Origin of the sequence: Pseudomonas sp. BIOMIG1BAC (assembly GCF_001705995.2) — a bacterium.
In the GTDB taxonomy this organism is placed as follows: domain Bacteria; phylum Pseudomonadota; class Gammaproteobacteria; order Pseudomonadales; family Pseudomonadaceae; genus Aquipseudomonas; species Aquipseudomonas sessilinigenes.
In genome coordinates this window covers 3,866,934-3,880,697 of record NZ_CP049045.1, presented here as the reverse complement: position 1 = coordinate 3,880,697, position 13,764 = coordinate 3,866,934, and the positions used below count along the sequence as shown (strand labels likewise).

Genomic DNA, 13,764 nt, shown 5'->3' with positions numbered 1-13,764 from the left:
TGAACTTAGGTCGTAGGTGGATCGAACGTCCGCTATTGGCCGATAGCTGCCGTTTTCCCCTCAAAACGTCGGCGGCGTGAACCACCTCATCTTCCTTCCCAGGGTTCCCATACTTATGCGGTTCCTGGCTGGAGAAATTAAAGCTGTCCCCCCTAGCTCAGTTGAAAATACCGTTCCCCCACCCACAGTTCAAAGCCCCCAGCAACACATAGCCGGCGTCTTCCGGCATCATGGCTGTGACTTGTAGTGTTTCGATGGGCTGGTTACCCTCCCGAATGCGGCGGCCGGAGCGTGGTGAACGTGCCCGTTAGGCTAAATGGACGAGTTCCTCTGTTTGAAGTTTTCAAATACGAAGATCGTTTTTCAGCATGGAGAGAATGAAGTACTGAGCAGGTTGGAAGCGGTCATTCTGTCTTTTATCAACGTATGGGCGATTCAGCATTAGTTTTAATCATAATGAAGATACAAAGGACGTTTCCAGTGGAAAAATCATCCATTAAGAGCTTTTTGGCTCTTGCTTCTGTCTTTTTAGCTGCATTCGCAAGTGCGAGTGAAAGTGATCTAAAAGTATCCGCCGAAAGCGAGATGCTGTACTTCAAAGCGCTGCCTTACCTAGAAAAAATCGATGAAATACAAAACGATATGTTCACTTTTCGAAAGCAGTTAGCGGTCAGTGAAAAGGTTCCCGACCAAAAAAAAGAACAATATAGAGACGAAATGCTTCGGCTTGTAAATGAAGGAGTACCTTTGCTCAAGCGTTCTGCTGAGGAAGGCAACCCAGCAGCGCAGTACCGTCTAGCGCTAATGTTGTCGACATTTGAATCTCGCGATCAAGTCGCTGAAAAGGTCTGCACTCTCCTAAAATCCAGTTTCAGTAACGGATTTACTCCAGCGGGTTTGCAGATGCTTTTCTATTGCTTCGATGAGGTTAAAACACCTGGGTATCGGTCACTTGTCGACGCGTTGCCTAATGATGAAACCCTGTATAGCAGGTACTACCCCCAGCCAACGATGATGCCGAGTTGCGATAGAAATAGTCGCTCTGAGAGCAATCCAATCGTGTTGCTCGACGAAAAAAGCTTTCGCGCCAACCTTTATATGAGTATGGCGACTCAAATGTTGACGCAAAACCTTAAGCAAGAGCGGGTGCGGTTTATCAATAAAGCCGCCGAGCATGGATGCACCAGGGCAATAGAAAGGCTAAAGCTCAGCAGCGCCACTAATGGAGCTCACCCGTAACTGGGAGCACATGATTAATCGCGTGTGGGATGAAATGGGCGAGCAACCCGCGCTGCTGACCGAGGCCCAGTTCAGCGAGTGGCTATGGCAGCAGTCCTACTTCCCTCCCCGTGACAGCTAGTTTTCAGTAAACGAAAGAGCGGTGCATTGCGCTTCCGCTCAGTCGCCCCCTCAAAACGTCGGCGGCGTAATCACCCACAACACCACCGCATCCTCCTCCCCAGGGTTCCCATACTTATGCGGCTCCTGGCTGGAGAACCTGAAGCTGTCCCCCTCGCTCAGCTGGAAATAGCGCTCGCCCACCCACAGCTCGAAGCTCCCCGACAGCACATACCCGGCTTCCTCGCCCTCATGGCTGTAGCTCTCCTTGCTGTAGGTGCCCGGGGGAAAGCGTGAGTGCAAGAATTCCAGTTGCTGGGTCGGTTGCGGGGTCAGCAGTTGGTCGACGATGCCGTTTTCGTAGTTCACCTGCAGCCGCTGTTTCTTGCGCACCACGTAGCCCTGGTCTTCGGGGGCCGTCTGGGTTTCGCTGGCGAAGAACCACTGGATGGTCACGCCCAGGCTGCGGGCGATGTTGAACAGGGCGGGGATGGAGGGGTAGGCGAGGTTGCGTTCCAGCTGGCTGATGTAGCCGGCGGTGAGTTCGCTCTGCTGGGCCAGTTCGCTCAGGGTCAGGCCGCGGCGTTTGCGCAGGCCGCGGATGCGCGTGCCAAGGAACTGCGGGCCGCCGGGGGCCTGGTGGTCGCCGCCGGGCTCGGGCAGGTGGCTCGCGGGCGGCGTCTTGCTGCTTTGGGTCATGGCGGGCTCCAGGCTTGGAAGGCGGGCGCGTCCGAGCACCCGTCCTGCAAAAGCCCTGGAGTATAAAGCAGCCTCAAAGCGCCCAGGCGACTTTCAAGCCTTCATGGATGGCTTCTTCGACGGTGCGCGGGGCCAGGCAGTCGCCGATGCGCTGGAAGGCCACCAGGCCCTTGAGTTGCTCACCCAGGTCGTCCACCGGCTGGTGGCCCTGGCACAGCACCAGGCTGTCGACGTTTTCCAGCAGCATCGGCTCGCCGCTGGCGGTGTGCTGCAGGTACACGGTGTTGTCGTCGCAGCCGTAGAGGCGGGCGTAGGGGATGATCGGCAGCCCCAGCTTGTGTAGTTCCCCGGCCAGTTGGTCGCGCACGTACAGCGGCAGGCTTTCGCCGCAGTGAGTGCCGTTGACCGCCAGTTGCACCTGGTGCCCGGCGCGCAGCAGGCGCTCGGCGATGCCCGGGCCGATCCAGTCGCAGCGCCAGTCGGCCACCACCACCGAGCGCCCGAGCTGGACCTCGTCGCGCAGCACTTGCCAGGCGTCCACCACTTGCAGCTCGCCGGCGCGCTCGAAATGGGGCCAGTAGGGGCGGGCGCCGGTGGCGATGATCACGTGGTCGGGCTGTTCGCGCTCCACCAGGGCGCGATCGACCCGGGTGTTGCGCACCACCTCGACCCCGGCCAGTTGCATTTCCCGTTGCAGGTTGGTGCTGGCGCCGCCGAATTCGCTGCGCCGGGGCAGCAGTTGCGCCAGCAGCACCTGGCCACCGAGCTGGGAGCCGGCTTCGTAGAGGGTCACCTGGTGGCCGCGCTGGGCGGCGACGGCGGCGGCCTTCATGCCCGCCGTGCCACCGCCCACCACTAGGATGCGCTTGCGCTGTTGGGCCGGCCGAGCTTGGGCGTACAGCAGTTCGCGGCCGGTTTCCGGGTGCTGGATGCAGGAAATCGGCAGGCCCTTGTGGAAGTGGCCGATGCACGCCTGGTTGCAGGCGATGCAGGCACGCACGTCGTCGACCCGGCCGCTGTCGCTCTTGTTGGGCATTTGCGGATCGCAGATCAGCGCCCGGGTCATGCCGCACACGTCGGCCTGGCCTTTGGCGAGGATGGCCTCGGCTTCCTGGGGCTGGTTGATGCGTCCGGTGACGAACAACGGGATCTGCAGCGCGGCCTTGAAGGTCCCAGCTTCACGGGCCAGGTAAGCCGCTTCAACCGCCATGGGCGGGACGATGTGCACGGCGCCGCCGAGGGAGGCCGAGGTGCCGGCGACGATGTGCAGGTAGTCCAGCTGGTCTTGCAGGTGTTGGGCGGCGGCCAGGGACTCGTCCTCGGTCAGGCCCTCGGGGTCGCGTTCGTCGGCGCTGATGCGCAGGCCGATGATGAAGTCGTCGGCGGTGCTGACGCGCATGGCCGCCAGCACCTCGCGGATAAAGCGCAGGCGCTGCTCCAGCTCGCCGTTGTAGCCGTCGCTGCGGCGGTTGACCCGCGGGTTGAGGAATTGCGCTGGCAGGTAGCCGTGGCTGGCCACCAGCTCCACGCCATCCAGGCCGGCCTGGTGCAGGCGCCGGGCAGCGTCGGCGTAACCCTGGATGATCGCGTCGATCATCTCCTGGTCCAGGGCCCGGGGCATGACCCGGAAGCGCTCGTTGGGCACGCCCGAGGGGGCATAGGCCACCGCCAGCAGGCCGTCGGCAGACTCCATGATCTCGCGCCCCGGATGAAACACCTGGGACAGCACCAGCGTGCCGTGGGCATGGCAGGTCTCGGCCAGGCGCCGGTAGCCGTCGATGCAGGCATCGTCGGTGGCCATCAGCACATGGCTGGTGTAGCGCGCACTGTCGTGGACCCCGGCCACCTGCAACACGATCAGCCCAACCCCGCCTTCGGCCCGGGCCCGGTGGTAGGCGATCAACTGCTCGTTGACCAGGTTGTCGGTGGGCATCGAGGTGTCGTGGCCGCTGGACATGATGCGGTTCTTCAGGCGCTTGCCACGGATCTGCAACGGCGCGAAGAGGTGCGGGAAGGCGGTGGTCATGGCGCGGGCTCCAGGCTGGCCAAGGGCAGGGCGATGCCTTGGCGTTGTTATTGTTTTCCTATAAAAATTTACCGGTAGTAAAAAATCAACTTGTTTTTTTACTGATCCTTGCAGTAGCTTCGATTGGCGCCCCAGCCTGCGGGGCGCCCCTCACAACAATAAAAAAGGGCCGTGCCGGAGCTGTCCGGCAGGGCACCGTCACGAGGAATCACCGATGAAAGCGCTCACCCGCAAGCATGGTTGTTCGTTCCTGGCCCTGAGCCTCGCCCTGACATTGGGCCTGGACAGTGCCCGGGCAGCCCCCGACATGGTCGTGGTGGGGTACGGCGGAGCCGGCCAGAAAGCCCAGGATGTGGCGTTGTTCCAACCCTTTGCCAAGGCCGATGGCAGCAAGCTGATCCAGAGCGAGTACAACGGCGAGATGGCGCGGATCAAGGTCATGGTCGACACCGGCAACGTCGATTGGGACGTGGTGCAGATCGAAGGTCCGGACCTGATGCGCGGCTGCGACGAAGGCATGTACGAACCCCTGGACTGGAAGGCCCTGGGCCACGCCGACGAGCTGATCGCCGATGCCGCCCAGCCCTGTGGCTCGGCTGTGCTGGTGTGGAGCGTGGCCATCGCCTACGACCGCAACAAGCTGGCCAGGGCCCCGGCCTCCTGGGCCGATTTCTGGGACGTCAAGCAGTTCCCCGGCAAGCGCGGCCTGCGCAAGCGCGCGGTGTACAACCTGGAGTTCGCGCTGCTGGCCGATGGGGTCAAGGTCGAGGACGTGTACAAGGTCCTGGCCACGCCCGAGGGGGTGGATCGGGCCTTCGCCAAGCTCAGCCAGCTCAAGCCGTACATCCAGTGGTGGGAGGCCGGGGCGCAGCCGGCGCAGTGGCTCAGCGCCGGCGATGTGGTGATGACCTCGACCTACAGCGGTCGCATCGCCGCGGCCGCCCAGGACGGCGCGCCCCTGGCCGTGGTCTGGCCCGGCAGCCTGTATGGCATGGATTACTGGGCGATCATCAAGGGCTCCAGGCACGTGGCCCAGGCCAAGCGCTTCATCGCCTACGCCAACCGCCCCGAGGCCCAGGTCGACTATGTGCGCGCCATTCCCTACGGCCCCACCAACACCCTGGCTGCGGCCCGGCTCGATCCGGCGCTGGCCCAGTGGGTGCCGACCTCGGAACAGAACCTCAAGGGCGCCCTGGCGATGAACGTGGAGTTCTGGGTCGATCATGGCGAGGAGCTGGAAGAGCGCTTCAACGCCTGGGCCAGCAAGTAACCCCAACGGGCTGGACGTCGGCGGACGTGCGGCCCTATCGTTTGCCAGCCCAACAGCCTGGAGGACTCCAATAATGAATAAGATCGTGCCCAGCCCCCACGCCCTGACCGAGCGCAGCGCCACCGAGCAGCGCCTGCGCGAAGAGCTGGCGGCTTGCTACCGCCTGATCGCGCACTTTCGCATGACCGATTTGATCTTCACCCATATCTCGGTGCGCCTGCCCGGGCCCGAGCATCACTTCCTGATCAACCCCTACGGGCTGATGTTCGAGGAAATCACCGCCTCCAACCTGGTGAAGATCGACCTCGATGGCCAGGCCGTGGAGCCTTCGCCGTATCCGGTGAACCCGGCGGGGTTCGTGATCCACAGCGCCATCCATGGCGCTCGCGACGATGCCCAGTGTGTGCTGCACACCCACACCAAGGCCGGTTGTGCGGTGGCGGCGCTCAAGTGCGGCTTGCTGCCGGTGAACCAGATCTCCATGGAGTTCTATGGCCGGGTGGCCTACCACGACTACGAAGGCGTGGCCCTGGACCTGGCCGAGCAACAGCGGCTGGTGGCTGACCTGGGCGACAAGAGCGTGCTGATGCTGCGCAACCACGGCCTGCTCACCGTGGGCGAAACCGTCAGCCAGGCATTCTTGCGCATGTATTACCTGGAGAAGGCCTGCGAGATCCAGCTGGCGGCCCAGGCGGCGGGGGAGATCGTGCTGCCACCGGACGCGGTCTGCGCCCACACCGAGCGCCAGTTCAACGACCCGGGCCGGCCGTTGCAGGAGGGCGAACTGAGCGACCCGGACGCCATGCAACTGGCCTGGGCCGCGCTGCTGCGCCTGCTCGAGCGCATCGCCCCCGACTACCGCGACTGACGCCACTACCCCAGCGCCCGTAACACCAAGCACCGCAGCGCGGCAGGCAAACCGTGGATAACGATTGGCGGCTCGTGCCGAGCCGTACGCAGCCTGCGGCAGCGGCTACACGAAGCCTGTAGCCGCTGTCGAGCGCAGCGTGGCTGCGCCAAGGCCCGCAGGGCCTTCAGCGAACGCTCGGCCAACATCACCCGGCGCCGCTGCGAATCTGGCCAGTTCACAAAGGCTTGTTGTACAGTCGTTCAACTGTCATTTCCCGTCATTGCCAAGGAGTCATGCCCCATGAACCAGGAAGCGCGCTTTTCCCGCCTGGAACCCGGGTTGCGCAAGGCCGAGCTGATCGAGGCGACCCTGACCTGCCTCAAGCTCCACGGTTTCCAGGGCGCGTCGATCCGCAAGATCAGCGCCGAGGCCGGGGTCTCGGTGGGGCTGATCAGCCATCACTATTCCGGCAAGGACGAGTTGGTGGCCGAGGCCTATCGCTCGATCACCGGGCGGGTCATGAACCTGCTGCGCGAAGCCATGGACCAGGCCGCGCCGGCGCCCCGGGAGCGTTTGTCGGCGTTCTTCCGGGCCTCGTTCTGCGCCGAACTGCTGGACCCGCAACTGCTGGACGCCTGGTTGGCGTTCTGGGGCGCGGTGAAGACCGCCGAAGCGATCAACCAGGCCCACGACCATTCCTACGCCGAATACCGCAACGAACTGGCCGGACTCCTGGCCAGCCTGGCCGGGGACCAGGCCTGGGCCGACTTCGACGCGGACCTGGCGGCCATCAGCCTCAGCGCCTTGCTCGACGGCCTGTGGCTGGAGTCCGGGCTCAACCCCGGGACCTTCAGCCCGCAGCAAGGCGTGCAGATCTGCGAAGCCTGGGTCGAGGGCGTGCTGGCCAGCCAGGGGCGGGGCTTTCGCCAGCCGACATAGGGCTGTTGATCGGTTGTTCAGTAATGGCTAGGCTGCTGCGCACAAGGCGACACCTCTAATAAAAATAATCAGGAACACAGGCGATGACTCCTCGGGTATTGATCGTCGACGACGATCCGTTGATTCGCGAACTGCTCCAGGCCTATCTGTCCCAGGAAGGCTACGACGTGCATTGCGCCGCCACGGCGGAACAGGCCGAGAGCTTCCTCGACCAGCACACGGTCGATCTGTTGATGCTCGATATCCGCCTGCCCGGCAAGGACGGCCTGACCCTGACCCGCGAGCTGCGAGTGCGCTCGGAGGTGGGGATCATCCTGATCACCGGGCGCAACGACGACATCGACCGCATCGTCGGCCTGGAATGCGGCGCCGACGACTACGTGATCAAGCCCCTCAACCCCCGCGAGCTGGTGTCCCGGGCCAAGAACCTGGTCCGCCGCGTGCGCCATGCCCGCCAGCCGCCAGCGCCGGCCAGCCATCCCAGCCCGGTCAAGCAGTTCGCCGACTGGGCCCTGGACACCGACCGCCGCCGGCTGATCGACGCCCGGGGTGGCGAAACCCTGCTGACCCACGGCGAATACCAACTGCTCAGCGTGTTCCTGCGCAACAGTGGCCACACCCTCAGCCGCGACCAGTTGATGGACCAGATCCGCAACCGCGAGTGGGTGCCCAGCGACCGCTCCATCGACGTACTGGTGGGGCGCTTGCGGCGCAAGCTGCATGACGACCCGGCCGAGCCGGAGCTGATCATCACCATCCACGGTGCCGGCTATCTGTTCACTGCCAGCGTGGCCGCCTGAGGTGCTGCGCCGCGCCTGGGCCCTGGGGCTGATGCTGCTGGCCGGCGCGGCGCTGGCCGAGCCCAGGCCGACCCTGAAATATTGCGACTACCCGGTGTACCCGCCGATCTCCTGGAGCGACGGCAGCCAGGTGCGCGGCCTGGCCCCGAGCCTGGTGCGCCAGGTGCTGGGGGACTTGGGCTACCAGGTGCAAGTGGTGGTGCTGGGCAACTGGAAGCGCTGCCTGCTGGATGCCGCCGCCGGCCGCGTGGACGTGGTGCTGGCCTACCGCACCGGCCAGCGCCAGCAGGGGCTGCGGTTCTCCCGGGTGCCGGTGCTGCGCGAGGAGGTGGCGCTGTTCGTCAACCGCCGCCACTTGCCGCGCTTCCAGCAGTTGCAAGACCTCACCGCCTATCGCGGCGGCCTGCTGTTCGGCGAGAGCTACGGCCAGGATTTCGACCGTGAGGTGGTGCAGCACGGCAACATCGAGTGGGTGTCCAGCAGCGTGCAGAACTTCGGCAAGCTGATCCGCCAGCGCATCGATTTCATCCCCCACGAGCGGCGTACCGGGCAGTTGTTCATCGAACGCCTGCCGGGCGCCCAGGACATCGTCGCCTTGCCCCAGGCGATCAGCGTCGACTACCTGCGCCTGGCGGTGTCGCGCCAGTCGCCCTTGGCGGCGCGCATGGACGAGATCGACGCGCAGTTGCAGCGCCAGGTCGACAGCGGCGCGGTACAGCGCTGGCTGGACCAGAGCCAGGCCGACTACCGCGCCATGCTCAAGGCCCAAGCCGGTGCGGCGCCATGATCGGCCCACGGCCCGGCGGCCTGCTGCGGCGCCTGTTGCTGTTCATCCTGCTGTTCAGCCTGTGCTTCACCGTGCTGGCCAGCGCCGTGCAGCTGTACTTCGAATACCGCCGCGAAATGCGCGACATCGACAGCCGCATGGAGCTGATCCGCGCCGGTTACCTGGGCAGCCTGGAGCGCAACCTGTGGGACCTCAACCAGGAACAGCTGACAGTGCAGTTGCAGGGCCTGGTGGACTTTTCCGATGTGGCCCGGGTGCACCTGCTCAGCAGTGATTTCGACCTGCAACAGGGCAGTGCCGAGCTGATCGGGCCTTTGCGAGTGGAGCGCTTCGCCCTGAGCTACCAGCCGCCGTCCGGGCCCCGTCGCGAGCTGGGGGAGTTGCAGGTCAGCACTGACCTGGGGGCGGTGTACCGGCGCCTGTACACCACCGGGCTGGCCAGCCTGCTGTGGATGAGCGTGTTTCTCTGCGGCTTGGCGGTGGCGCTGTCCGGGCTGTTCTATCGCCTGGTCACCCGGCACCTGCAGGTCATGGCCGAGTTCGCCCGCCGCGTGGCCGGCGGCGACTTACAGCAGCCGCTGCACCTGGACAAGCGCCAGCACCCGGGCGGCGACGAGATCGACACCGTGGCCGGGGCCCTGGACGACATGCGCCGGGCGATTCTCGATGACATCCAGCGCCGCGAGCAGGACCGCCAGGCCCTGCAGGACAAGCGCGACGAATTGCAGAAAATGGTCCAGCGCCGCACCGCCAGCCTGATGCACGCCAAGGACGAGGCTGAGGCGGCCAACCTGGCCAAGTCGCGCTTTTTGGCCACCATGAGCCACGAACTGCGCACGCCGTTGAACGGCATCCTCGGCATGGCCGAACTCTTGCGCGGCGCGCCGCTTGCGCACCAGGACCGCCAGCGTTTGCAGGCCCTGCACAAGGCCGGCGAGGGCTTGCTGACGATCCTCGACGAGGTGTTGTCCTTCGCCCGCCTGGAGGAGGGGCAAAGCCGCCCGGAGGCCCGGGATTTTTCCCTGCGCCAGTTGCTGGAGGAGGTCAGCACACTGCTCGAACCCCGGGCCCGGGAGCACGGCACGCAGTTGCAGGTGCACGTCGACCCGCGCTTGGCCCCGGGGCAGTACGGCGCCGAGCAGTACCTGCGCCAGGTGCTGAGCAACCTGCTGGCCAACGCCATCCGCTTTACCGAAGGCGGCTGGGTGCGGGTCGAGGTCCAGGTGCTGGAGGACGGACCACAACGGCAACGGCTGCGCTGCTCGGTAGCCGATAATGGCATCGGTATCGCGGCCTCGATGCGCGACAAGATCTTCGAGCGCTTCGTCCAGGCCAGCGATGCGGTGAGCCGGCGCTATGGCGGCACCGGCCTGGGCCTGGCGATCTGCAAGCACCTGGTGCAGCAACTGGATGGGCGCATCGGCGTGGACAGCGAGCTGGGGCAGGGCAGTCGTTTCTGGTTCGAACTGGCCCTGGGGGGCGGTCTGGGGCTACCGGCGCCACCGCCGGTCGCGGCACCGGTGCCGGGGCTGAAGATCCTGGTGGTGGAGGATGTGGCGCTCAATCGCGAGGTGGCCCAGGGCTTGTTGGAGCGCGACGGCCACCAGGTGTGGCTGGTGGAGGACGGCGAGGCGGCGCTGGAGCTGTGCCAGCGCCAGGGCTTCGATTTGTTGCTGCTGGACGTGCAACTGCCGGGTATCAGTGGCATCGAGCTGTGCCGCGAGCTGCGCCGGCGCCCGGGACCCAATCGCCAGGCGCGGATCTTCGCCCTGACCGCCAGCGTCCAGCCGGCCCTGGTGCGCAGTTACCTGGAGGCGGGGATGCAGGGCATCCTCGGCAAGCCCTTGCAGATGGACAGCCTGCGCCAGGTTCTGGCCACCGCGGAGCAGGCCAGCGAGGAATTGGCGGCGCCAGCCCGGAGCGCCGAGGGCGTGCTCGACCAGGAACTGCTGGACACCCACCGCAGCCTGCTGGGGGAGCAGAAGTTGCAGGGGCTGTTCAAGGTCCTGGCGAGCACCCTGGACCAGCAACGGCCGTTGCTCGATGACGCCCTGGCGGCGGCCGACAGTACCCAGGTGCATCACCTGGCTCACCGCCTGGCCGGCAGTGCCGATTCCCTGGGCTTTTGCGAACTGGCCCGGGTGCTGCGGGCGCTGGAGGATGCGGCGGGGCAGTCCGGCGTCGCGGCAATGGCCGCCCAGGTACCACACCTGCAGCAGGCCTGGCAGCGGGCGCGCAGGGCCCTGGAACAACTGCTGGCGGCCTGAAGTACAAAAACCTTACGACTTTTTACATCTTCGATCTTTTGCTTCAACGCGAACTTACATGGCTTTCCAATAATCGGTCGAGCCGCGCCCGCCGCGGCCTTCGAAGCTTATTGGAGATAATAATAATGAACCGCCTGCAAGCTGCTGCCCCATCCCGTCGTACCCCTTCCCAGCGCGCCCTGCGCCTCACCGACTGCTGAGGTGCGCCGTGACGACCACTACTGAACGCAAAGGCATCCAACTGACCCGGGCCTTGAAGAGCCGGCACATCTTCATGTTGTCCCTGGGAGGAGTGATCGGCACCGGGCTGTTCATGGGCTCCGGGGTCACCATCAACCAGGGCGGTCCCTGGGGGGCGATCCTGTCCTACCTGGTGGCGGGCTTCCTGATGTACCTGGTGATGGTCTGCCTGGGTGAGCTGTCGGTGCAGATGCCGGTGTCCGGCTCGTTCCAGGCCCACGCCACGAAGTACATCGGCCCGGCCACCGGCTTCATGATCGGCTGGGTCTACTGGATGAGCTGGGCCACCACCGTGGGCCTGGAGTTCACCGCGGCGGGCATGCTCATGCAGCGTTGGTTCCCCGGGGTGCCGATCTGGTACTGGTCGGCCTTCTTCGTCGCCTTGCTGTTCGGCATCAATGCCCTGGCCACCCGCGCTTTCGGCGAGGCCGAGTACTGGTTCGCCGGGATCAAGGTGCTGGCGATCCTCAGCTTCATCGTGGTCGGGGTGCTGGTGATCTTCGGCGTCATCGACCTGCCCGGTGGCGCCCCGGCGCCGATGTTCGACAACCTCACCGGCGATTCGCTGTTTCCCAACGGCCTGCCGGCGGTGTTCGCGGTGATGATGACCGTGGTCTATGCCTTCCAGGGCTGCGAGATCATGGGCGTGGCAGCGGGGGAGACCGACCAGCCGGAAAAGAGCATTCCACGGGCGGTGCGCAACGTGGTGTTCCGGGTGCTGATCTTCTACGTGCTGGCGGTGATGGTGCTGGCGGCGATCATTCCCTGGCAGCAGGCCGGATTGGTGGAAAGCCCGTTCGTCCAGGTGTTCGACATGGTGGGCATTCCCTATGCCGCGGACCTGATGAACTTCGTGATCCTCACGGCGATTCTCTCGGTGGGCAACTCCGGGCTGTACGCCTCGACCCGCATCCTCTGGGCCATGTCCAAGAGCGGCATGGCGCCCAAGGCGCTGTCGCCCCTGAGCAAGCAGGGCGTGCCGCTGCGGGCCCTGGCGATCACCCTGTGCTTCGCCCTGATCTCGCTGATGACCAGCTTCATCGCCGCCGACACCCTGTTCATGGTGCTGATGGCGGTGAGCGGCATGGCCGGCACCGTGACCTGGATCGTCATCGCCCTGGCCCAGTACCGCTTCCGTCGCCAGTTCCTGCGTGAGGGCGGGCAGTTGGAGCAGCTCAAGTACCGTGCGCCGTGGTTCCCCCTGGTACCGCTGCTGTGCATCGTCCTGTGCAGTTCGCTGTTCGTGTTCCTGGCCCTGGATGAAACCCAGCGCCCATCCTTGTACTGGGGCTTCGGTTTCATCGCCCTGTGCTACGGCGCCTACTACCTGGTGAACCGCAAGCGCCAGGCCCAGCCATTGGCCGCCGCCACCTGACAGCCGAAGGCCCTGCGGGCCTTGGCGCAGCCTCGCTCCGCTCGACAGCGGCTACAGGGTTTTGTAGCCGCTGCCGCAGGCTGCGTACGGGGGCGCAGCGGCCGCAAGGTCTGCATCTTTACCGGGTTGTAGTGGCTTGTTCGAAGTTGTAACAGCCGCTCGGCCACAAATCGTTCGAATCACTATTTATTCAATAAAAACAACAGGATGGATAGGTAATCCGGCCCTGGTCGGCGTACCCCTCGAGCAATTGCCGTCTTGTTGAACAGTCGTTTAGCATGGTTCGCAACTCACCTCCCTCATGCCAAATACAATCATTCGAGGACGCCCATGAGCACTTCATCGTCGCTGCTTTGCCAGATCGAGGCGGGTATCGCCTGGATCACCCTCAACCGCCCGGACCAGCGCAATGCCCTGGACATTCCCGGCCTGCGCCAATTGCACGGCTTGCTCGAGCGCTGCCAGGACGACCCGGCGGTGCGGGTGGTGGTGCTGGGCGGCAGCGGCCGCAGTTTTTGCGCCGGCGCCGACCTGGCCGAATGGGCCGAAGCCGAAGCCCGGGGCGCCCTGGAAAGCTACGGCTGGACCGAAACCGCCCACGCCCTGATGAGCTGCCTGCACAGCCTGGACAAACCCACCATCGCCGCCATCAACGGTACGGCCGTGGGCGCCGGCATGGACCTGGCGCTGTGCTGCGACCTGCGGGTTGCGGGGCAGTCGGCGCGGTTCAAGGCCGGCTACACCGGCATGGCCTATTCGCCGGATGCCGGTGCCAGCTGGCACCTGCCAAGGTTGATCGGCAGCGAGCAGGCCAAGCGCCTGCTGTTCCTCGATGAGCTCTGGAGCGCCGAACGTGCCCTGGCCGCCGGGCTGGTGGGCGAGGTCTGCGCCGACGAGCAACTGCACGCCACCGTCAGCGAACTGGCCGGCCGCCTGGCCAACGGCCCGACTTTCGCCTTCGCCCAGACCAAGCGCCTGCTGCGCGAAAGCGCCGAGCGCGACCTGCCCGGGCAACTGGCCGCCGAACTGGCCGCCGGCTTGCTGTGCGGGCGCAGTGCCGACGGCGCTGAGGCCCTGCGCGCGGCCACGGAAAAACGCCCGCCACGCTTTATCGGTCGCTGAGCCACGACCCAATCCACTTATTTCGCACCGTCAACCCGCCACAGGTAGCGC

11 protein-coding genes and 1 pseudogene are annotated in these 13,764 nt (G+C 65.0%); 9 read left to right on the top strand and 3 right to left on the bottom strand.

Annotated features, from left to right (window positions below; all coding sequences use genetic code 11):
* Positions 1-79: 79 nt before the first annotated feature.
* A pseudogene (locus tag ATY02_RS17925) lies at positions 80-200 on the bottom strand (cupin domain-containing protein); the annotation flags it as partial.
* Positions 201-480: 280 nt separating this feature from the next.
* Between ATY02_RS17925 and ATY02_RS17920 the strand changes: the two are divergent.
* Positions 481-1,239: a hypothetical protein gene (locus tag ATY02_RS17920; RefSeq protein ID WP_228022197.1), complete on the top strand. Its 759-nt coding sequence runs from the start codon at positions 481-483 to the stop codon at positions 1,237-1,239.
* A 171-nt stretch (positions 1,240-1,410) separates the two neighbouring features.
* Here the strand turns inward: ATY02_RS17920 and ATY02_RS17915 are convergent, their stop codons facing one another.
* Positions 1,411-2,037 carry a helix-turn-helix domain-containing protein gene (locus ATY02_RS17915; protein ID WP_068583919.1) on the bottom strand — a complete coding sequence of 209 codons (627 nt, stop codon included), beginning with the start codon at positions 2,035-2,037 and terminating at the stop codon, positions 1,411-1,413.
* A 73-nt stretch (positions 2,038-2,110) separates the two neighbouring features.
* Positions 2,111-4,063: an FAD-dependent oxidoreductase gene (locus ATY02_RS17910; protein WP_068595685.1), complete on the bottom strand. Its 1,953-nt coding sequence runs from the start codon at positions 4,061-4,063 to the stop codon at positions 2,111-2,113.
* A 214-nt stretch (positions 4,064-4,277) separates the two neighbouring features.
* Between ATY02_RS17910 and ATY02_RS17905 the strand changes: the two genes are divergently transcribed.
* From ATY02_RS17905 to ATY02_RS17870, 8 genes are all read left to right on the top strand, one after another.
* Positions 4,278-5,333 (top strand): ABC transporter substrate-binding protein, encoded by a 1,056-nt coding sequence (locus ATY02_RS17905; RefSeq protein WP_053130509.1) that lies wholly within the window; start codon positions 4,278-4,280, stop codon positions 5,331-5,333.
* Positions 5,334-5,406: 73 nt separating this feature from the next.
* The gene (locus tag ATY02_RS17900) at positions 5,407-6,201 is read left to right on the top strand and encodes a class II aldolase/adducin family protein (protein ID WP_022644048.1); all 795 of its coding nucleotides are present in this window, start codon (positions 5,407-5,409) and stop codon (positions 6,199-6,201) included.
* 282 nt (positions 6,202-6,483) lie between these two features.
* Complete coding sequence (locus tag ATY02_RS17895) at positions 6,484-7,122, top strand: TetR family transcriptional regulator C-terminal domain-containing protein (RefSeq protein WP_022644049.1); 639 nt, start codon at positions 6,484-6,486, stop codon at positions 7,120-7,122.
* 83 nt (positions 7,123-7,205) lie between these two features.
* Positions 7,206-7,922, top strand: a complete 717-nt coding sequence (locus ATY02_RS17890; RefSeq protein ID WP_022644050.1) for a response regulator — start codon at positions 7,206-7,208, stop codon at positions 7,920-7,922.
* A gap of 1 nt (position 7,923) precedes the next feature.
* Complete coding sequence (locus ATY02_RS17885) at positions 7,924-8,709, top strand: substrate-binding periplasmic protein (RefSeq protein ID WP_068587069.1); 786 nt, start codon at positions 7,924-7,926, stop codon at positions 8,707-8,709.
* Positions 8,706-10,976, top strand: coding sequence for an ATP-binding protein (locus ATY02_RS17880; protein ID WP_068587067.1), 2,271 nt, complete (start codon positions 8,706-8,708; stop codon positions 10,974-10,976). Before ATY02_RS17885 ends, ATY02_RS17880 begins: the two co-directional genes overlap by 4 nt.
* A 274-nt stretch (positions 10,977-11,250) precedes the next feature.
* Positions 11,251-12,591, top strand: coding sequence for an amino acid permease (locus ATY02_RS17875; RefSeq protein WP_164485052.1), 1,341 nt, complete (start codon positions 11,251-11,253; stop codon positions 12,589-12,591).
* 330 nt (positions 12,592-12,921) lie between these two features.
* Entirely contained in the window at positions 12,922-13,713 is a 792-nt protein-coding gene (locus tag ATY02_RS17870) for an enoyl-CoA hydratase/isomerase family protein (RefSeq protein ID WP_068587065.1), read from the top strand.
* The last annotated feature ends 51 nt before the right edge of the window (positions 13,714-13,764 follow it).